This is a genomic window from Paenarthrobacter nitroguajacolicus, from assembly GCF_029952445.1.
Lineage (GTDB): Bacteria > Actinomycetota > Actinomycetes > Actinomycetales > Micrococcaceae > Arthrobacter > Arthrobacter nitroguajacolicus_B.
In genome coordinates, this window is record NZ_JAQPPK010000046.1 from 1 (window position 1) to 21079 (window position 21079).

The 21079-nt window shown below is 56.7% G+C and carries 15 protein-coding genes and 2 pseudogenes; 5 read left to right on the top strand and 12 right to left on the bottom strand.

The window, feature by feature from the left end; translation table 11 throughout:
- The first annotated feature begins 461 nt into the window (after nucleotides 1–461).
- Both PJL15_RS21670 and PJL15_RS21675 read left to right on the top strand, forming a co-directional pair.
- The gene (locus PJL15_RS21670) at nucleotides 462–587 is read left to right on the top strand and encodes a hypothetical protein (protein ID WP_281453195.1); all 126 of its coding nucleotides are present in this window, start codon (nucleotides 462–464) and stop codon (nucleotides 585–587) included.
- 75 nt (nucleotides 588–662) lie between these two features.
- A pseudogene (locus PJL15_RS21675) lies at nucleotides 663–1172 on the top strand (hypothetical protein).
- On the opposite strand, the gene PJL15_RS21680 reads toward PJL15_RS21675, so the two are convergent.
- From PJL15_RS21680 to PJL15_RS21700, 7 genes and pseudogenes are all read right to left on the bottom strand, one after another.
- Nucleotides 1120–1281, bottom strand: coding sequence for a hypothetical protein (locus PJL15_RS21680; RefSeq protein ID WP_281453208.1), 162 nt, complete (start codon nucleotides 1279–1281; stop codon nucleotides 1120–1122). The pseudogene PJL15_RS21675 and the gene PJL15_RS21680 overlap by 53 nt on opposite strands.
- A 21-nt stretch (nucleotides 1282–1302) precedes the next feature.
- Nucleotides 1303–2631, bottom strand: coding sequence for a glycoside hydrolase family 15 protein (locus PJL15_RS21685; RefSeq protein ID WP_348651504.1), 1329 nt, complete (start codon nucleotides 2629–2631; stop codon nucleotides 1303–1305).
- A gap of 147 nt (nucleotides 2632–2778) precedes the next feature.
- Nucleotides 2779–3162: pseudogene (locus tag PJL15_RS22660) on the bottom strand (trehalase-like domain-containing protein); the annotation flags it as partial.
- 1077 nt (nucleotides 3163–4239) lie between these two features.
- The gene (locus tag PJL15_RS22765) at nucleotides 4240–4761 is read right to left on the bottom strand and encodes an NUDIX domain-containing protein (RefSeq protein WP_432443850.1); all 522 of its coding nucleotides are present in this window, start codon (nucleotides 4759–4761) and stop codon (nucleotides 4240–4242) included.
- Nucleotides 4762–5286: 525 nt separating this feature from the next.
- Nucleotides 5287–5880: a cupin domain-containing protein gene (locus tag PJL15_RS21690; protein WP_281453197.1), complete on the bottom strand. Its 594-nt coding sequence runs from the start codon at nucleotides 5878–5880 to the stop codon at nucleotides 5287–5289.
- Between the two features lie 125 nt (nucleotides 5881–6005).
- Nucleotides 6006–6791 carry an SDR family NAD(P)-dependent oxidoreductase gene (locus tag PJL15_RS21695; RefSeq protein ID WP_281453198.1) on the bottom strand — a complete coding sequence of 262 codons (786 nt, stop codon included), beginning with the start codon at nucleotides 6789–6791 and terminating at the stop codon, nucleotides 6006–6008.
- Between the two features lie 42 nt (nucleotides 6792–6833).
- Nucleotides 6834–7145, bottom strand: coding sequence for a putative quinol monooxygenase (locus tag PJL15_RS21700; RefSeq protein ID WP_281453199.1), 312 nt, complete (start codon nucleotides 7143–7145; stop codon nucleotides 6834–6836).
- A 464-nt stretch (nucleotides 7146–7609) separates the two neighbouring features.
- On the opposite strand from PJL15_RS21700, the gene PJL15_RS21705 reads away from it, so the two are divergent.
- Nucleotides 7610–8755 (top strand): LLM class flavin-dependent oxidoreductase, encoded by a 1146-nt coding sequence (locus tag PJL15_RS21705; RefSeq protein ID WP_281453200.1) that lies wholly within the window; start codon nucleotides 7610–7612, stop codon nucleotides 8753–8755.
- Between the two features lie 1831 nt (nucleotides 8756–10586).
- Here PJL15_RS21705 and PJL15_RS21710 read toward each other — a convergent pair.
- Nucleotides 10587–11333, bottom strand: a complete 747-nt coding sequence (locus tag PJL15_RS21710; RefSeq protein ID WP_281453201.1) for a FadR/GntR family transcriptional regulator — start codon at nucleotides 11331–11333, stop codon at nucleotides 10587–10589.
- A gap of 941 nt (nucleotides 11334–12274) precedes the next feature.
- On the opposite strand from PJL15_RS21710, the gene PJL15_RS21715 reads away from it, so the two are divergent.
- Nucleotides 12275–12769: a flavin reductase family protein gene (locus tag PJL15_RS21715; protein WP_281453202.1), complete on the top strand. Its 495-nt coding sequence runs from the start codon at nucleotides 12275–12277 to the stop codon at nucleotides 12767–12769.
- 380 nt (nucleotides 12770–13149) lie between these two features.
- Here the strand turns inward: PJL15_RS21715 and PJL15_RS21720 are convergent, their stop codons facing one another.
- On the bottom strand, nucleotides 13150–15480 hold the full coding sequence (locus tag PJL15_RS21720; RefSeq protein ID WP_281453203.1) for an ATP-binding protein: 2331 nt from the start codon (nucleotides 15478–15480) through the stop codon (nucleotides 13150–13152).
- A 350-nt stretch (nucleotides 15481–15830) separates the two neighbouring features.
- Here PJL15_RS21720 and PJL15_RS21725 point away from each other — a divergent pair, with 350 nt between their 5' ends.
- A complete protein-coding gene (locus PJL15_RS21725; RefSeq protein ID WP_281453204.1) occupies nucleotides 15831–17219 on the top strand; it encodes an MFS transporter in 1389 nt (462 codons plus the stop codon).
- A 1066-nt stretch (nucleotides 17220–18285) separates the two neighbouring features.
- On the opposite strand, the gene PJL15_RS21730 is transcribed toward PJL15_RS21725, so the two are convergent.
- From PJL15_RS21730 to PJL15_RS21740, 3 genes are all read right to left on the bottom strand, one after another.
- Complete coding sequence (locus PJL15_RS21730) at nucleotides 18286–18555, bottom strand: hypothetical protein (protein WP_281453205.1); 270 nt, start codon at nucleotides 18553–18555, stop codon at nucleotides 18286–18288.
- A gap of 137 nt (nucleotides 18556–18692) precedes the next feature.
- A complete protein-coding gene (gene panD, locus PJL15_RS21735) occupies nucleotides 18693–19115 on the bottom strand; it encodes an aspartate 1-decarboxylase (RefSeq protein WP_281453206.1) in 423 nt (140 codons plus the stop codon).
- 69 nt (nucleotides 19116–19184) lie between these two features.
- Complete coding sequence (locus PJL15_RS21740) at nucleotides 19185–20576, bottom strand: MFS transporter (RefSeq protein ID WP_348651503.1); 1392 nt, start codon at nucleotides 20574–20576, stop codon at nucleotides 19185–19187.
- Nucleotides 20577–21079 lie beyond the last annotated feature (503 nt).

Here is a 21079-nt window from a genome sequence, read left to right on the forward strand (position 1 = left end):
TTTCCAGGCCAGCCAGCCAGCCAAATTCCCCGGAACTCCGGGGTGATTGGGTGTAGATCCCGGCAAGATCAGGGGACCGGCGAATTGATTCATCTGATGAGATACGCAGACTACTACTTTACATAATCTTCGTTATCGGCGTTAAAACCATGGGAGGAGAAGAAGCTGCGAGAACTCCTGATTAGTCGAGTTTCTGACTGTATGGGTGTCTCCCGGGGCCAGTGCAGCCCCTGAACCGATGGCGTGGATTAACGGGCGAAGGATCGTCGCAGTAAGCGACGTCTCTATGTGGCTGAAGATGTAAAGACCTTCTTGTGCGGAAGCCGAGTGAATATTTGGAGGATGCTCAGGCCACAGAATCGTTCCCCACATGGCCGATGGGACGTCTCCAGATGAGTAAGGCGACCAGTGCGGCCAGGATGGGCGCGGTGAGCGCGAACGGCACCGGGATTAGGGGATCGATGAGGACCAGCGGAAGAACCGTGTTCACCACGCGGTCCGCGTGCGATCTGATCGCCAGCGCACGGACCCTGCAGATGAGCGAAGACGAATCCGCCTACTCGTATGACCTGGCCAGGGCCGCCTGACGACCAGCTCGAGCTCCGCGTCAGCGGAGAAGCATCCCGGCTGTGCTGCGGCAGGTCCAGATGCTCATCGACTCGATGACATCCACCTCGGTGATCGTCCACAGCAATAGCCTGGACGTCCTTGCCGCGAATGCCCTAGACAAGGCATTGTTCGATGTCGTGTTCCGTAGCCCGACCCGAAAGTCTGAGGCTGTCCCGGCAAATCTCGCTTCCTTCGTCTCCCTCGACCCGGCGGCTATGGAGTTCTACCGCGACTAGGATGATGCGGCTTCGATGTGCATGCGATTCCTCCGGGCACAGGCAGGTGCGACACCTCACGATAAACGTCTCATCGGCTTGATCGGTGAGCTCTCCACCAGGAACGAGGACTTCCGCATCCGCTCGGCCGCTCACGACGTCAGCGTTCACAGAGCAGGCGCCAAAACGCTCCACCATCCCGAAGTAGGCTTACTCCTCCTTGGATTCGAACAGCTCACTCTCGACTCCGCCTCGAGTCTTACCTTGTCCACTTACATCGCAGAGCCCGGCTCCCCTACCCCCGAACGGCTTCAGTTCTTCGCAGCTTGGACCGCTCCAGCCGTGTGACGAGGATTCCGTGCCTGGGTTTGTTCAGGGCGTTATTGATTGGCGCATTGACTCCGGCATCGAGGGCGTTGTCAAAGTCAACGCCGTCCGTAAAGTCGACAACGACCATGCGTCGAATATAGGCACTTAATCACTCTTGATAACCGTTCTCGTCCGCCGCAACTTTCCTTGGCGGGGTCCTCGTCGTCCTTGGCATTGCAAGGCTGAGCCGATCTACCCCGTGTATCGCGTCTGCAGCCCTCACTAGTGCGAGGTGCGAAAACGCCTGTGGGAAGTTGCCTGCCATACGGTCTTGGTCCGTATCGAATTCCTCGCTGAGTAGCCCCAGCTCGTTGGTCATTCCAACGAGCTGGTTCATGAGCCGTTGAGCTTCGTTCCGGCGGCCTGTACGAGCATACTGTTCCACGAGCCAAAATGAACAGGCCACGAAGGCGTGCTCGCCAGGCTCGAGTCCGTCTACGCCCGTATCGGTTCGATATCGCAGCAAGAGCCCTCCCCCGGTCAGCAACTCACTTTCCATCTGCTTGACCGTTCCTAGCATGTGTTCATCGTCGTATGCCAAAAAGCCGACCTGTGGAAGTACCAGAAGTGATGCATCGCTTTGGACGCTTCCGTAGCTTTGCGTGAACGAGTAAAGGTCGTGGTTGAAGCCTCGTTCCATTATTTCTGCGCGCAGTCGTTTCCGAAGGCCTTCCCAGCGTTCGGCCGGGCCCGGAAGTCCGTGGTCCCGTACCGCGCGTATGCCACAGTCAAAAGCCGCCCACATCATGACGCGTGAATGGGTGAAGTATCTGGTGTCACCGCGCATCTCCCATAATCCATGGTCCTCATCCTCGAAGTGTTTCTCGACGAATGACAGGAGTGCACGCTGAAGGGCCCAGGAAAATGAGTCCTCTTTTCCTCCTGCTAGCCGTAGCCTTTCCAACGCCACCAACACTTCACCGACGACGTCCGCTTGATATTGCGATGACGCGGCATTACCGATTCGGACCGGTGGAGAGCCTTGGTAACCCGGTAAATGTTCCAATGTCCTTTCGGGCAGGTCACGCTCGCCAGCTAAGCCATACATGATCTGCATATCTTCTGGATCTCCGGCAAGGGCGCGCAACAACCAATCTCGCCACTTGAGTGCCTCTGTCTCGTATCCATGAGTAAGCATGGACTCGAGGGTGAGAGCAGCATCCCGAAGCCAGCAGAACCGATAGTCCCAGTTCCGTGAACCTCTAAATTCCTCGGGTAATGACGTGGTAGGAGCTGCCACGATCCCACCTGTTTCGAAATGGGACAGAGCCCGTAAGACAAGAAGAGAGCGCTTGACCATCGGGCTGTACGGACCATCGTCACGGCAGTTACCAGCCCATGTTGTCCAGAAATTCATTGCTTCGCTGAGCGCCAGGTCAAAGTCAACTCGCAGTGGCGGCGTCCGGTATGAAGGGAACCAAGCCAGCTCGAAGTCCATGTGCTCGCCGTCCGAGACGGAGAACGAGTTGCTGTGTCCGTGAGGTTGCGGTTCGGGTAACGGTTGGCAGTGGAGCACCCACGCATCTGGACCGGCCATGGCCAGCAAGCTCTCATTAGAGTTCGAACGGACGCGGCTCATCCAAGGTTTGATAGCACCGTACTGCGGTCTGATCGACAGATCTTGGCTTAGCCGAACGGTTCCCTCCAAACCGATGACGCGTCGCAACAGCGATGAGCCCTGCCGGCCTACCGGCATGAAATCGACCACTTGCACCCGACCTTGCAGAGTCTGCCAGGTTGTCTCTAAAACGAAAGTTGACCCCACATAGCGTCGGGATATTACTCTCGCTGAGTCGTGCTGGGGCGCGATGAGCCATCGCCCGTGGTCGCGGGTTCCCAACAATGCCCCGAACGTTGAAGGAGAGTCGAACCTCGGGAAACAGAGCCAATCGATGCTTCCGCGTTTCGAAATCAGCGCCGCCGTCGCAAGGTCGGATAACAGCGCGTAATCCTCAATTGGCTCCGCCATAGGTCAACTAAAGCACAATGCACTCGACTACTGGCATACGGGAATCCTCGTGGGCGCGCTTTTGGTGGACCAACCTCCAAGTGTCGTCCAATGGACTAGGCGAACGGGCTTCCTCGTGAACGGTCCAACACGTAGCTAATCGCGTGGTTTCCCCCGTTTCAGAGCCGCCAGTAAGCGTCATCCTGAAGTGGTCGGACGGTACGGACCACTATCGCGCAGGAAAGGGAGTGTCGACGGTGACGCGAGAAGAAGCTTTTGTTCGGTGCCCTGTTGATTCATATGTGGAGTTCTACGGTGGCGAATGGCTGATCGTTCCTTACGAGCCGGTTCAACAGCCGCGATTCTTCGTTTGCCTTCCTAGTGGTCAGTAGCCACGTAGGAACGGGCAGGTGTAGATAACCTTTAGAGGTCACGGTTGCACGGCTCAGGCCCCTCTTTGCCTTTCCAAGCATGATGTCAGGAATTCTTAGCGCGGTACTCGGAGAGGCGTTTGACGACCCTCGGGACGGCACGCCTCTGTACCCTTCAGCTTTGGCGTATGCGAAAAAGCGTTCCGTGAAACTCTTCGATCTTTGGGTCAAACTGGCCGTACAGGAGAGGGCGTATTGCCACCATCTCCATCAGCATGCGACGCTGCCAAACGGTAGGAGGGCGGTGTGTCGCGGCGGTCGACTTCTAAACATGGTCCTTGCAGCCACGCACCAGGTCGATTCGGCAGCAGATCAGGACTGCCCGCCGCGGAGGGTGTCAACTTCACCACATAGGGCAGTCACTTCCGCCACCGCAGGCAACCAAGCGCTTGAACAATTTCAGCGAAGTGTCGGTAAGGGTTGCAGGGAAGAAACGTCTCGTTCTTAGCGGTGAGCCATTCAAATGCCCTTGTAGCAAACACTTCGGTGGAGTCGGACATGTCGCCTCTGGTTATGCATTAATTTCCTAAACGGCTCCCACCGCGCCGCCATTCCTTGTCCTGCCGGAGGCTCGTGGCATCAACCAAACCACTCTTCGCAGTGCAGCTAGTCGGCCCCGATGCGGTATGAGAGGTCGGCCCGTTTACGAACAGATTTAAACTCGTCGCTAATCCCGTTGCTTCCGATGACGTTGCCGGCCCAGGCCGGTGTGCTGGAGGGTCGAGGTTGCATCGAGAACGTTGTCCAACCAAGGGACCCGATTGGAGAATCTTCTCGCCTTGGATGGCGTGGTCCACCGATAAGAGTCGTGTTCCCAGTTCACTCTCAGCCTCCGCTTGGCAGTAAGAGCAGTGAAAGTATGCACAAGCCATGGATTTCCAGACCCGTCGGGAACCACCAGATCCGGGCCTTGCCGGAAGTCTAGGAGGTCTCGCTCGAGCAGCCCTGTTTCTTCCCGTAGCTCTTCAAGTGCCTGCTGTTCTGGTGTTGCGCCCGCTTCCAGAAACCCAGTGATGCAGTGCCAAAGGCCTCGATCGTGGCCAGTTCTGCGGCTCCTTCGGAACAGGGCGATTCTGCCGCGCCATTGAACGATGACAGCGATAACGGTGTGCTCGGGGGGAATGTCAACCGCCTCATCCAAGGCTAACCCGGAGTTGGGAGGGTTCGTTCCCGTGATTATTTTTCTCACATCCCTTGAAAGACGGGTCAATTACTATCGTCTGCAGCGCAGTAATTGGTTATTGAAGAATTTACGTTAAAGTTCAACCGAGGGATGGTTTCTGGCGTAGGCATCAATTGCTCCTGGGACGTCCGCCCCAGCGCTTCCACCACACTATGTCGTAAGTCAGGCTAGGGCAGCCAGCTCCCAAGTGGCGGCTGCCCTAGCCTGGTTGCCCAGTCATTTCCTGGCCGTCTGTGGGGGGCACGATCACGAAGTCAGGATCTGCGGTGAGCTTTCCTCGCATCCATGCTCCGTGAGCCAAGGTCACCTGGTCGCGCGTCATATCGTCAGCATGGACCCCGGCCCTCGCCCAGCAGCCTACGGCTTGGGCTTCGGAACCCAAAAACGGCGGCGGGACCCGTGTCCACGCCTCGCTCCCGTGGGCCGCGAAGCCCCTGCACCAACCATTTCGGGCATAGCGAGATGCCTGTGCCGAGGCCTCCGCAACTTTCGTTAACCGCTAGGGACTAGTGGCAGCAGTAGCGATCTCTGTCACTGCCGGGTAGACCCGAAGTGCACGTAAGTCCCAGTTGGAGGGCTCACGACGAGGTGAGGAGCGTTGCGGCGGAGGTGGGCTACTTCCGCCGGGGGGGCGCCATTCAACACAGCGAGATAGCGACAAGGCTCGTCGTAGTGGTTCTTCCAAGCATGGGCGGCTCCTCCCATCACCAGCATGTCTCCAGCTCTGAGGGTGACTGTCTGCCCTCCAGGGAACTCGAGATCGACTTTCCCAGAGATGATGTACTCAAAATCAACCGAATCAGTAGCATGCATGTCTGCCGCCCCCTCCTCGGTTCCGTGGTCGCCTTCCATGTCCTCACTGGCATCGAATTTACCGGCAGAGTTTGCAGCCCATTCAAAGATCGCAAAGCGAGTGCCGCCGGTAACCGGCGGGAATGTCATGTTCTCAGGTACCTCACCGACGTAGTCAGGGAGATCAAATGCCTGTTGACTTCCCCAGAACATAGCGCCGTGTACGACACCATCTATGTTGATGCCTTCAGGTTGGTCAGGTTTAAAAACCTCAACTTTGCCGTCTTCGAGATCTCGAGCAACGAACAAACGGCAATCATCAAAAATGCTCATATCAGTTTCCTACATTCTCGGAGTAGTGATGTTAACAGTGGGAAGAGATATTTCGTTCTCCCGGAAGCAAACCAGTAGCTCGGTGAAAGCTGGAGCCGTGCAAACGGGAATGCCGCTTGACCGGGCTAGTCCTCGATTTGTGAGAGGAAACCTGTAGCCAGACCTCCATCAACAGGCATTACAGCGCCAGTGATGTAGTCGGAGTAGTCGGAGAGGAAGTATGTGATCGCGCGCGCCTCATCGGCTGGTTTCGCCAGGCGACCGATGGGCATACGCGGGTAGAACAACTTATCCAGGATCCCGCTTTGGCTGAACACGTTCAGCAGCATGGGAGTCTCAACGGGGCCCGGGCACACGACATTGACGCGAATACCAAGGCGTCCCCAGTCGAGGGCTAGCGACTTTGCCATTCCGACTACGCCGTGTTTGGTCGCAGCGTAGTTGGAACGACCTTCGTGACCCCCAAGCGAGTCGATTGACCCGATGAGCACCATGGATCCCGAATCGCCTCGCGCAATGATGCGCTGAGCGGCAGCTCGCGCCACAAGCCAAGTTCCAGTCAGGTTGACATCGATGATCGCCTTGAAGTCCTCGAAGGGCATTTGGTCGGCGCGTGCAGGACGAGTGATACCCGCCGCAGGGACGACACCGTAAATGGGACCAAGTTCCGTCTCGACCGCGTTCAAGGCATTTTGAACTGACTCTTCATTTGTGACGTCTGCCGCGAAGGCTTTGGCAACCCCGCCGGCGGCCTCGACCTCTTCTACGGTGTGTTTGGATTCCTCGGCACGAAGATCCAGGAGTGCAATCTTCGCGCCGTGTTGGGCAAGCTCGATGGCTGTAGCCGAGCCGATGCCCCCCGCACCTCCGCTGATGACAACAACTCGTCCTTCAAGACCAAACTCTGCCATGGGTATCTCCTTTGATTACATGATTGAAATGACTCTGCGACTTCACAGTGATATTTGCTGGACTGAAAGAACCTCACTCCAGTGAGATTCGAAGAGCGGCACTAACTGCTGTAGCCCCAGATTTCGGAAGTAAGGCTGGGAACGCCTCCGGACCCGGTCCGCTTCGCTGGCATACCTTTCGTATACGAAAAGATCTCCCGGGTCTTGGGGGTTCTGGAAGAACTGATAATCAAGGGTGCCCGGTTCGCTCCGGGTCTTCTCTGCCATCTGGGCAAACAGCCGCAGCGCCAGAGCAAGGTCGTCTTCCCTGACGCGGAACCTGGCGTTCACCGTCACAGGCAGTGAATTGGACATGATCTTTCCTCCCGGCCGCCTACCGCTCTCAGGTACCGCCACAAGTTGTTCTTGAGCGGGCCATCACGGTCACTGCAGCCCTTTGTCTGAGTATAGCTATTTTGTCTGTTTCAACAAGGTCTTACTAAAAAAAACTAGGGTTACGGCTCTGGCGCGGATGATGCGTGACTACGCCAGTCCGCCCATCCCGCAACTCCAAGCCAGCATGTTCTTCCTCTGGGGCTATATCGTGCCAGACGATGTTCCTCCGTGGACACATATGAAGCCGCAAATCAGACGAATGCCTTCTTTGTCCGTCCATTGACCACAGGTAGCTAGTCTGACAAGATGACCTGCAGGCAAATGTCGTGGTCCTTGCGGCCCCGGTTGCTAGGGCAATCACCGGAACGGACCGTTCCCAACCTCAACGCTCACAACCGCATGCGTGTTCTACGCGGCGGTTGTGCACTTCTAAGGAGACACAGATGTCATCAGCTGCAAGCGAGCACTCAAAGTTTTCACTGTCCTCAGGCCCGATGCATGACGGTAACCCGTTTAAGCTCGGACTGTTCGGTCCTGTCTTCAACACCACTCAAATCAGTACACGTCCGACAAGCTTTGAACTGACCTGGGAGCACACGAAGAAAATCGCGCAGCTCGCGGATCGGGGTGGGCTCGACTTCATCCTTCCGCCGGCTCGCTGGGCCGGGTTCGGAGGTCCTTCGGAGTTCATGGACAAGTCATTCGACTCCTTTAACTGGGTCGCGGCAGCAGCGGCAGTCACTGAGCGCATCGCTTTCCTTGCCACGACGCACACGTCTGTACACTCACCGATCACAATTGCGAAGCAATCCGCTACGCTCGACCACATTGCTGGAGGTCGACTAGGCATCAATCTCACGATGGGATGGGTACGCCACGAGATTGAGATGTTCGGTATCCAACTTCGCGAGCACGATGAACGCTATCGGTTTGGGGCCGAGTGGGTCACTGCTCTTGAACGGTTGTGGACGGAAGATGAACCATTCGACTTCAACGGTGAATTTATCACTCTCAAGCAAGCTCAAAGCAAGCCAAAGCCAATTTCCAAGCCACGTCCCGTTCTAGTGAATGCAGGCAATTCAACTGCTGGCATAGACTTTTCGGCACGATACTGTGATTATAATTTTGCGACAATCAATGACCTGGAATCCGGTGCTGAGCTGGTGCAGCGCGTGAAGTCTCTGGCGGAGAATGATTACAATCGCCAGCTTGGCGTCATGACCTATGGTTCGATTGTTTGCCGTCCAACGGAAAAGGAGGCCAAGGATGCCTTCCGGAACGTCATTGAGCACGCTGATTATCAGGCCGGCGGTGACCTTATGCGCTCTAATGGTGCTGAAAGTGAATCATTCCGAGAGCTGATCAACGCGAATCAGACGCGTTTCATCACGAGCAGTGGGGGCAGCGAGATTGTCGGCACACCTGAGCAGGTAGCTGAGCAACTTAAGGCATTCCACGACATCGGCATCGGCGGATTTGCCATAATCTTCCAGGATTTTGCGGAGGAGATTCCCTACTTCACCGCCGAGGTACTTCCTCTTCTGAAGGACATGGGAGTTCGCCTAGAGCAGCCGACAATGGCCCTCTAGTCATAATCCTGGATCAACCCATAACCGTAAGGATCATTGGGACCCATCGTTCAATGTCATGTCGGAGGTAGTCCTCCCGTCCGACCGTCGTCGCCTTCCCAGTTCCAGATCGCCAAATGGGGCTGGGAGGTGGCTGCGGACCCTTTGAAGCTCCGAGCGGTCGGCGGGGCCGTGGGATTGTCCGTTCTACAGGACGGCTACTGCACGCCCATGGTCTTGCGCGTTTGCTGGGCAAGTCAAAGGATCGGATCTCCGCTGCCGGCGACAATCTAGGTCAGTTGTTATACGAGGAAATGCGCCCTGAGGGCCGGTACCGTGCCTGATTCCCCATCTCGATGTACGGGTTGCCCAGGTAAGTATGTGGATCAATGTCTCCGGGATGTCATGTCGAGACCAGCCATCAGAATCACCTTGCGCTGACGGCCTCCAGGGTTGTTTGCGTCGCGCTGACTAGTCCATGGCCGAGTCGGCCTACCACGCTAGTCAGTCATATCGCCTAGCACCAAAAGTTGAGGCTAAGCCCGACTCCATCCATGCCATGCCGAAGCGGCACCGACCTCCCGAAAATATTCCTCGCTCCTGGGACGAAAGGTCGAGGAAGCGGTGGATGCGGTATTGCGGGGGCGCTCATGCAGTATCGCCAGCGTTGCTTGGTTGTTGGCTGGCGATCTGAGACTGGATTACCTCGGCCTTATGGCGAAGGGTTGGGTGTCGGAGGCACTGGTAGCTTGCCCATACGGCGCTGCGATCATGGCTACCACGCATAGGATACATGGAGGAAATGCGGATAGCGGCTCGTCGAGTCGGCTGTCCCGTGGTCGACATCGCGGATCGGCCCATGGTCGACAACTGTCGTGTTCGGTCTTGAGCTTTGGAACCTTTGAGCCAGAGCGATCTTGCAGAACACGCGTTCGACTGGCCGGATGTTTCCCTGGATTCCGTCAACAGTCGGACTGCAATCGGTGCGAGCCATGGAAACCGCGCTCCCACACTGTGCAATAGCAGGCCGTTTTTGCCAAACGGCGGGGACTCTCAAGAGGCATGCTGGGTTTCGATCTCAGGTACCTACACCCGTAGTTTCCCCCTGCTGGTCCAGTGGCCCTTCGCGGTATCTTGGGGAGACAACCTCAAATTACCAGGCAGCCTCCATCGGGGATCAGCACAACATTGTCATCTTGGAAATCAGGACACATGGATTCGCGAGGATGGATAGTTTGGGTCATCGGGGGTCGCAAGTAGCTTCAGGTACCGTTCTTCTATTGCCCGCAAATTGTGGGAATAGGTATGCCGACAGCAGTGCAGAAGGCCGTATCGGGACTACCAACTCCTGATCTAATCCGTGGCTCATTCATTTCAAAAAGAAATCTAAACTACCTGCTGTGAATCCCACTAGTCCGTCTAATTGCTATGAGAGGAAGCTGACTTGTCCTTCGCCCAGCTCCCCATTTTCGCCTTCTTCAACTACGGCGCAGGAACCGTGCCTGCAGGTCGAGAGTTGGATCTAGCTTTTGATAGTCATTCGACGTACGACGAGAGCAGCGGTAGATTGACCGCGTCCCCTTGGGAAGGCCTGTACCTGGCGCCGGAGGATACCGTCGCTAGGAAGTAGAACCACCGCCAGCCGCAGATGAACGGCGCCTCGGGATGCCTTCGAGGCTAGTCCTAGCAAAATCACTTATGCGTGTCGCCGACGTTTAGCCTTCGAGCCAAGGTTGAGGATCGTGACAACGGAAGCAGGCAGTCCTGAAGGTCGCGACCGGGGTGTGCAGCCGTGTGAGCCTGAGACTCGACATTTACTGCTATCAGCACCGGAGGCTAGTCGGGCACTGGTTCAACCGATGGACGCAAGGTTGCCGTCAGTTACGGAATGGTTCCGTAAGTAGCTGAGATGTCCCTGCATCGCTTCCGCTGCCGCACCGGGGTCCCGCTTCTCGATGGCGCGGTAAACGTTAACGTGATGAATGACGGAGTCCCGACCAAGTTCTTCAGTGATGTTCACGAGCGTCAAAGGATGGGCTGTGCGATGCAGAGCTGACACGAACGCAGCAAGTACCCGGTTGCCAGAAGCATTTGCTATCTCACAATGAAATTGAGCGTTTAGTTCCGGGATCGCAGGGTCGTCGTAAGTAACAGACCGCTCCCTGTCGATGATGTCGTGGAGGTTAGCAAGGTTGCTGTCCGACCGAAATTCTGCAGCAAGTCGAGCACTGGGTACCTCCAACAGGTCGCGGAAACCCGCCACTTCTTCAGGCGAAACAGAGCCGATGTCTAAGACGCTACTTAGCCGTTCAGAAACTATCCGTGAAAAGGAGTTGTGATCTACGCTCTGTACGTATAGGCCGCTTGTGGTCCCAGGTCCCTTTTCAAGCAGCCCTCCTTCAACCAGTGACCGGAGAGCTTCGCGGATCGTAGTTCGGCTCACATTGAACGATTGCGCGAGGGCCTGCTCGGCAGGCAGACGCTCCCCATCCTTCAGTGTGCCATCGACGATAGCGCGTTTGATCTGATTTTCTACCTGCTGTCGGGGTCGCTGCACGGGGATCGCAGGGAAAGGCATCGAAGATTGGTTATCCGGCATCGGTTCTCCTGTAGCAAAGCGCAATCGGCATATATCACTATTGTATGACCACTGAGTAATGAGCCGCGTATGGGCGGTTCAACCCGTGTCGGACAAGTCCAACTGTCGGAGACGCTCTCCGCGACAAATCCGGTACTGAAGAGCGGCGTCGCGGAGTCTGGGGTGTGCGGCCCTTCGGTGTGATTCAGGGGGTGGAGTCAGTAGTAGCTTGCAACCGGTTCGCTGCCGGAGTCGTGCTTCCTTGGGTATTCCCCGGCGGTGGCTCGGGCCAAATGGGCCGCCAACGGCATGAACCCCAGCCGGGGACGCCGAGTTGGGGCCATTTGCAAAGGAGCCGGCATCCGCGGGCGACCCAGTCAGCGCCCGGGTACGGCTATTTTCCAGCGCCGGAGGCACTGACCCTGTCCACAAAGCTGTCGTCGTCGCGCAGCGTCTCCGGTGTCGGCTGCGCGGCGTGAAGGTAAAAGCAAGCCGGAAGGTAAGGAACCGACGGTACCCGCATGCCTAAGTCAGGTACCCGGCCGCGTAGTTTCCCCCGCCCGGGTAGTGGAGAGTGCCCGCAATACTTACTTATGTCGCAATACCAAACCTGATCTGCGGACAAGAAAGGCAGCATGAAAGTGAGACGTCAAGTAGCCTGTTTTTCCCGCCCATCAGGCTCCTGCACGGCAGTATCGCGTGGACGAATGACATTGGTTGCCTTTTACCGGCAGCACAGCCGAGGTACTCGCCTCCAGGTCAACTAACAGGTCTCGAGATTTCGGCGAATGTGAAGTTCGGCTTAGTCTCCGCCCGATATGCAGCCCAACCATCGGCGGTGCCGCTGCAACCACTCAAGCGACTGCTGACAGTTGTGCATGATTTGCGTCGCTAACCCAACCCACCAAATGCATAGAGCTGCGTATCAGCTTGATATCAGTTCTCTATCGAAAGGACCAGCCATGAAGGCTCATTTGGAAGTAAGCCCGGAACGGATGCGAGAGGTTCTCGGTCATTTCTGTACAGGTCTGACCATTATCACTGCCTCAACAGAGGATGGACCTGTGGGCTTCACCTGCCAGTCATTTTCATCGTTGTCGTTGGAGCCCGCGCTTGTTTCCTTCAGCCCGGCTCGTTCATCGTCAACCTGGCCGAACATTCGAGCCGTTGGACGGTTTTGCATCAATATACTTCCCGAAGAACACCGCGAGCTCGCTGGTAAATTTGCTCGATCCGGGACCAATAAATTCGAAGGGGTGCGTTACACACCTTCCCACCTCGGCAGTCCGATTCTGGACAGTTCATTGGCATGGATTGATTGTGAATTGTACGAAGAGTATGACGGTGGCGACCATACGATCGTTCTGGGACAAGTCAAGGCCATGAGCACGCGTAGCGAAGCAGAGCCGCTGCTGTTCTTCAAGGGCAGCTACGTCGGGTTGGGTGCACTGGTCTGAAAATTCCCGGGCTGGACGCCATGCTGTTCAGATTTGGGCATGACGCAAGATGCTGAAAAATATGGGTCGATTCGGCTGTCACTCGGTCCAACTTGAACTCGTCTGTCGAGGATGATTCCTCGATTTTTTGCCTACAGACATCGGAAGAGCCAAACCGGCTTCGCGGCAGCTCCCTATCATCTTTGACCGACCGACAGGGCAGTATTCGGACTCAGGGGGCGCACTTCGGAAGGATCTCGGAGTTGTCCAACGCTCTTAGCCAGTCTTTGCTCCGCATTGGTCCGCGACGGCGCAGTTGAGAGATCCACCGCGGGGCCGGGTCGGCGGGTTTCCTGGGGAAGGCGCGAGGTTCCAGTCATTGGCTGGCTCTGTATGAAGGGTCACGAGCCCGGCGAAGGTGGCTGCTGGGCCACCCAAGCGGCAATTTGGGCGCGTGCGGTGAAGCCTAGTTTGCTCAATATGTTTTCTACGTGCCCTTCAACCGTCCGCGGTGAGAGCACCAATGTCTCAGCGATCGATCGGTTACTGAGTCCTTGCGCGACGAGCCGGGCTATCTCCCTTTGCCTCGGAGTTATCAGGGACCCCACGGTGGGTTCCGAGGTGCTCGTGGGGGGTGTTACGCCGAGTGCCCTTGCCAGTGCCTCATCCTGAGTGAGGCGCGGCCGGGGGTTGTCCAACTCAAGGGTTCTAGTTGAGCCTATGCTGCTCCGAAGAGCGTCAGCCGAAAGCGCCGAGTCCGCCTGAAGGTGCGGTCCGAGCGCCTCGGGGTTGGTTCCCAGGTTCGTCCAGAGGTCAGAAGCAGCGTTGCTTAGGTCCACTGCGGTCTCGAAACGTGACTCGGAAGCTGCAATCCATGACAGGAGATCAATGGCCAGGGCTGTGCACATGGCATCTCTGAACTCCGCCTGGATTTCGAGAGCTTCCGTCGCCGCCTTTCTGGCTTCAGCGTTTTCACCCATATGCCAGCGACATAGAGCCAAAGCCCATAGCGAATAGGCATGGCCCCACCGTTCACCGTGCCGGCTGCTCAATTCGAGAGCTTCCTCACAGCTCCTGATTGCTTCGCCTGTGTCTCCGCTATAGGTTTGCGCCAAAGCGAGTTGGAAAAGGCCCGTGACCGTAGAGGCAGTGTTTCCCGCTGCCTTGTGAGCGGTGATGGCGGTGTTGTAAAGGGCGATGGATTCGTTGAGGTTTCCGGTAAAAAAGAGGTAGAAAGCACGCCAGTGTGAGACCTGGGCAGCAAGAAGCGGATCGCATAGAACCCGGGCTGTCTCGTGGCATTCCTCAAGGTAGCGTGAGGCAGTATTACGGTCGCCCTGAACTAAGGAAACCCAGGCCGCGACCCAAAAGGCTGCGCCACGCTCGGGGCTGGGCTCATCGGACTGTGCGAGGATTCGGTCCAACCAACGACGTCCGTCGCCGAGGAATCCACCTGCAATCCAGTGGTACCGCAACAACGACGCTAATTCGGCCGCGGATTGGAGTTCTCCCTTGGTGTTTACGGACCACTCCAAAACCGACAGCAGATTCGCGTGGTCGTTTCGCATGGCCCAGAGGGCCTGCGTTTGTCCGGGCCCACACCAGTTTTCAACCATGTCGGCTGCCCGTTTCAGATAAAAATCACGTTGGCGGCGCTTTAACTTAGGGAATCCATCGGTGTCTCGGGCGAGGAGCTCGGCACCATACTCTCGTACGGTCATTAGCTGCCGGTACCGGATCAGCTCTCCGGAGCGTTCGGCGGAAACAATCGACTTCGCTACGAGTCGGTCCAGCAAGTCAAGAATCTGAGTAGGATCCAGATCGCCGAAACCACAAACGCTCTCGGCGCACTCCAAGTCAAAGCTCCCTGGAAAGACGGAGAGTCGAGCCCATAGTAGCTGCTCTGCCGGGGTGCAGAGGTCACAACTCCAATCGATCAGCGCGCGCAGTGTTTTCTGCCGGGGTAGGCCGGCGCGATCGCCACCGGTTAGTAGTTGGAATCGTTGATCAAGCCGTTCCACAATCTGCGTGACAGATAGTGATCGCAGCCTGGCAGCTGCCATCTCGATGGCCAACGGCATCCCGTCGAGGCGATTGCACAGCTGTACGATGGCATCGGAGTTTTCAGGTGTGACTGAGAAATCAGTAATTGTGGCCCGAGCTCGATCGACAAGCAGGCTTACCGCCTCATATTGGTCAAGCCCCGCTGCAGCATGGGATTCCAGAGGCGACGGCGTGGTGAGTGGTGGTATGCGGCAAATGCGCTCACCGGCGATTTCCAACGGTTCTCTGCTCGTTGCCAGGACTCGTAGGCCCGGGGCTTGTTGTAGCATAGCGGCTGTAAGTGCTGCTGCGGCCTGCAGAAGATGTTCACAGTTATCCAGCACAATCAGGATTTGTCGTTCACGGATGTAATCCAAGAGTTTGTCCACAGCTGGGCGAGCCGACTGATCCGGTACGGAGAGCGCCGAGAGCACGGCGGAGGCCAGACTCGCTCCCTCCTCGAGGCTGGCAAGTTCAACAAGCCAGACACCGTCGTGGAAGGCCTTGCTGGATCGATCGGCCAGCTCGATAGCCAATCGACTCTTACCAACCCCGCCAGGGCCGTTGAGCGTAACCAGCCGGGACTCTGTCATGAGCGACTTGGCTTCGTTAAGTTCTCGCCGCCTGCCGACGAAACTGGTCAAAGCAAACACGCCCCCGACGCCGTGTCTCAATGAAGCCTTGGTCATTCACCCATCCAATCCATTCGTCACCACACCGAGACGGTCCCAATCAATGTGTGGTGGTCCACAGGGCGCTCGATACCCGGCCAAGGGCGCCTCTGGTTGGACCGGCAAACACATTGGTTGGCTGTGTTCCAGCTTAGCTTGTCAGTCAAGAGGATTACCTTGCCGTACAGGCGATTGACTTACAAGCTCCAATTGAGTAGTTTCGACTGCATTCGACCGTCCACATCCTGCTCAAAGAAGACAGCGACGGTCCGACAATAACGACCCGTTTCTGAACACGGGGTCTTGTCCTACACGGCTCGTCACAGCCGAGTACGCGACCGAGGCATTTTGCTAACAAAGGAGTTTGCATGCCATTCACGACGGCCAAGAGCACTGAGACTGCTGAACAGAAGGCAGTGTATGGGAAGGTTTTCCGACGGATCCTTATCTTTGTTTGTGTTTTATATATCTTGGCGTACATGGACCGCACTGCCATTAGTTACGCCGGTCCCAACGGGATGAACCAAGACCTAGGACTCACAGCCGCCACTTTCGGATTGGTCTCGGGTGTCTTCTTCATCGGCTACGTGCTCTTTGAAGTCCCCAGCAACCTGGCACTTCGCCGCTTCGGTGCCGGAGTGTGGCTTGGGCGCATCATTTTGTCCTGGGGCATTATCCAAGCGTTGACGGCCTTCGTCCCCAACGAAGGTGTCATGTACGCGGCTCGAGTACTTTTGGGAATTGCTGAGGCAGGATTCGCGCCTGGTGTCCTGTTCTATCTGACGCTGTGGCTTCCGGCCAGACGCCGGGTAATTGCCTTCAGTTACTTCATAGTCATGGCGGTGCTCTCCAACATCGTCGGGGCGCCCCTTCTAACGCTCGCAATCGAGTGGGGGAATTCAATGAACACTGGATTTGCCGGCTGGCGCCTGATGATTCTTCTCACCGGAATCCTCCCTGTCATCTTCGGAGTTTGGACTTTCTTCTACCTCCCCAAAGGGCCAAAGGATGCTCGCTGGCTGACTCAAAGGGAAAAGGACCTGATCGAAGACGAACTGGCGGCCGAGCGGAGCCAGGTTCCTGACACGACCCACAGCGTGTGGTCGGGTCTGCGCAGTCCCAAGGTTTGGATCCTCGGAGCCGCCTACTTCACGGTGCCTTACTCCACGTATACTCTTTCGTTCTTCCTTCCGACAGTCGTCGCGGGCTTCAAGCAGCAGTTCAGCCTTGAGCTTTCACCGGTCCAAGTCGGTCTCTTGGTCGCCGTGCCATCAGTAGTCGGGGGCCTCGCAGCTATTCTGGTCGCTCGGTCAGCGTCCCGACGTGGCCGCCTTGGACTACACGTCGCCGTTGTCTGCTTCATCGCCGCTGCCGGAGCTGCTCTCGTCGGGTTCTCCAACAACCCAGTAACGAGCCTCATTGCTCTCTCCCTGGTGTCAATCGGGGCCTACGGAGCCCCGGCAGTATTCTTGAGCATCATTCCGAAGCTGTTCAACATTGCCGCAGTGGCAACGGCACTGGCACTGGTTAACTCGATTGCGAACGCCTCTGGCTTTGCTGGCCCTTATGTCACAGGATCTATTATTTCCGTCACGGGCAGCACAAACATGGCTTTTGTAGTCGTGGGAGCACTGATTGCATGCGGAGGTTTGACTATCTACCTGGTGGACCGTCGTAGCCAACGACCCCAGCCGCGCAGAAGAGAATCTTTGCCCGCGGTAGATTCAACAATAAGTAGCCCGGAAAAAGTCCGCTAATTGACCCTACAAACGTGGTTCGGAACGAGGCCTGACGAAGGAACCCGTCGAGGCCTCGTTCCCGCTTTATTTCACGGGAATACTGGTTCACCTCGCAGGGCCCGGCCGAACTCTGTAGCACCGCTTTCCGAACCTGGAATAGTTAGCCGTTCAGTTCTGCATGGGCGGATCTTCGAGTAAGTTCTTCGACGAAAGGCGCATAAGTCCTAAGCCTAGGGTTCAGTCTTCATGAGTTCGGCAACGTTGTTCAGGACGCGTCGGCCTACTCATCTTGGTGCGAATCAATCGCAAAGTAAGTCGCCTCATGCCTAGCCAGGTGCACAGAGCACTGGCGTGTGGGCGGCACTTGGCGAAACACGTGGCGGGACTGACTTTATGGCCGTTCGTAGGTGCCTATTGGCGGGACTGCACCAGATAACTTGCTGTACCTTGCGTCAGCTCTCGGCAGCTACTCTGTGTTCCGGCGGGGCAAGGCTTCTCGCAGGCTGGGGGTACATGTGGCAGCGCTTAGGTCATGAAACGAACTTGCCGCCCTTCGAAGCTCCCGCGTTGCCGGCGGGCGTAATCCCCACCGCGGCCGCGTGGTGGAGTTAAGCAGCATTGAGAGTGCGTTGACGCCAGAAGGAGGGTAAATGGGGCAGGTAAATGACTCGTGCGTCCGCAGTGACTGGCCCCTGCGCCGTCTCGTCGTGCGCGGTTTGTTTGCCCCTCTCTTGAGGCCATCAGCTGACTCCTGGGACTTTCCGTTCCCGGTTTTGCTCTAGCCCGTGATAGCCATTTTCGCTATCGTCAGTGTGCGCGGCAGTTGGCTTGGAGACCATTCGGGGTCATCTGTCCCTTTAGGTCAGCGACTATAGACAGGGCCTCTTCCACAATCGGGACTGTTCGTCGTCGGCCGACTTGCGGGCGACGAGATGTCGCCGTTTAGAGCACCTTATCCGCCCCGGCCATTCGCCGCTTGAATCGTCTATTGGGTGCTCCGCTCCCCGCATCATCGCAGTGGCGGTGTCCTGCCGTGGTTGTGGTAACGAAAGGCACTACGGGTAGGCTCACTTTTGCCGTTGGCTTACGCCTCCGCGCAAGTGCTCGCACCGCCTTCTCCCGAACATGGATAGAGAGTTGTCCAGACCTCAAATCCAGCGGCGGCGTCTATATATTTCCGCTCAAACACACCCTCTAAAGAGATCCATAACCCAGATGCGTCGGGCATTATGGCGTCGACCACGGCCCGACGATACAGTTTACCGTCGCGCCATACCTCGACGATTTCGCCAAGAAGATGCTGCCAGTGGTCGCTGCGGTGCAGGTTGGCACGAAGGATGGTCTGGGATTCCATAAAATCTTTCTTTATCGTTCTAATTCGTATGTGAACAGACAACGCAAGTGAACCAGGCCGCGTTTAATAGCAACGCTAGTGTTATCCGCCCGGGAAACAGCCCACCCCGACGTCGTGGGGGTGGGCTTTGAACGGCATTAGCTCGTTTTGTTCACGGCGAAGGGTGGCCGGGTCAAGCCAGGGGCAATAGCTTCAGCTGGATCGCTGCCGAGCAGAGTCATCCTGTTGTACTGGTCGACGTGGATCACTTTGGGGTCGAAGTCGGTGGCCTGCTCCGTGGTCATCGTGGCATAGGTAATGAGGATGACTAGGTCGCCCTCATGGACCAAGTGTGCCGCGGCACCGTTGATACCAATTACTCCCGAGCCGCGTTCGCCAGCGATGGTATAGGTCTCCAAGCGTGCGCCGTTGGTGACGTTTACGATCGATACAAGCTCCCCCGGAAGAATGTCAGCGGCATCAAGCAGGTCCCGATCGACGGTGACGGAACCGACATAGTGCAGGTCAGCATGCGTGACGGTAGCCCGATGAATTTTTGACTTAAACATTGTGCGAGTCATGAACTGCATGGCATTTGCGTCCTTTGGAAAATGGTGTGCCCGAACGAAGTGATTGGACCCTCAAGACCGCTACTTGTGGTCGACTTCTACAACCGGTTCGCTGTCGCTGATGTCCGTGGGTCTACTCTGCTCGTCGTGTTCGGTGTACAGAGATCGTTTGTAGGTCTCAGGTAGAAACTTAAGGAGGATGATCGCAACAACAGCCATGAGTCCCGCCAGATAGTAGGCGGGCGCGAGAGGATTTCCCGTGGCTGCGACCAGAGCAGCGGCTACCAGTGGGCCCATGCCGGCTACCGGACCAACTCCCAGGTTGTATCCGATGGCGCCGGCGGTGAGGCGGATTTTAGGAGGAAAGAACTCCACGATGGTCACCGAACTCATGACCGTTAGTGACGACTGGAAAATCGCATAGAGTCCTAGGCCGAGCAACGCGAGCACAAACTCTCCCGAGGCCATTAGAAGGAAGACGGGGACAACCATAACTGCAAGACCAATACACCCCAGGATGTAGCTGAGCCGCCGACCGAAGCGATCTGAAAACCTTCCAGCTAAGGGGCACATAACCGCATACAGTGCAAGGCCGAGCATGCTCAGAAGGATGGCAGTGGGCCGCGGGAACTGAAGAGTCACGCTCAGATAACTCACGAAGTAAGTTGCGAAGTAGTAAAAACCAGTTCCGGTCGCGGAGGAAAATGCGAAAGCGATGAAAATGTTGCGGAGGTCGTCTTTTCGGATGTGCTGTAAAGGGTTGACTCGGTCACCCTTCTTCTTGATCTCCTGAAAGACGGGAGTGTCCTCCAGTTTCAGCCGCATAAAGAGACCGACAAGACCGATTGGAAGGGCGAGAATAAAGGGGATCCGCCATCCAAACGAGGCCATATCCTCTGAGGAAAGGGCTGCGGAAAGGAGGAAGACCACAGCGCTGCCGGCGACAATTCCCAATGCTGCGGTTGCGGCAATGAGGCTGGCCCACAGCCCGCGGCTGCGATCTGGAGCGTACTCAACGAGGAATGTGGAGGCTCCGGTCCATTCGCCGCCCACGGAGAGGCCCTGGATGCATCGGATCGTAACCAGCAGGATCGGGGCGCCTAGCCCGATACTTGCGAAGCCCGGGAGGAACCCTATGAGTGCAGTAGACACGCTCATGATGATGATGGCAAGTGCCAGTGACGTTCGGCGTCCGACTTTATCTCCGATGTAGCCAAAGACCGCTCCGCCCAAAGGGCGGAAGAAGAATGCAACACCGAATACGGCCAGCGATGCAAGGAGTTGGCTCGATGCATCTCCGGCTGGAAAGAACTGGGCTCCGATGATGCTTGCCACGAACCCGTAGACGGCGAAGTCGAACCATTCCATAAAGTTTCCTATAAGCGTTGCTCCGACTACTCTGCGCCGCGCTCGGGGTTCTCTAACATTTGTTGCTGGTGACGGACTCATACCCAGTGATCCTTTCAAGGCCATTCAAATGAGGATGTACTGCAACAGTCCTGGGTTGTGGGTTCCTCGGCATTAGGGAACTCTCGGTCGATCCTTCGTCAGGCTTCGCCTATTGGACTTGCGTTTGCCGAGGACGCCGTCCGAGTGTGGGAAGGCCGAGCCCATCGACGTAGCCATACTCACAGTCTTGTCGGACAACTGTCAATGGTTCGCAAGAACGTTGTATGATTAAAACATGTCTGACAAGATAGCGACGGCCTGCAGGTACGAAGAGCGGTGTTAGTGCTCTCTCAGGTTGATCCCAGCCAGAAGGCACCGCGGGGCGGGTGCTTGAGAGAAACGTTGTTGTGCTGATATCGCAGGGCTAACCCGGCGGGTGAAGAGCGAACAAGCCACGTCAGTGAACTGCTCCCCTGAAGTTGGACTGAGATTTTCAGTTCCGATTTGAGGGGAGCAGTTTTTTGAGTTCGCGTAGTTCTTTGTCTGTGGTGCAGCGCGTGTCGGCTGTAGCGTGTTTTGAGAGGGGT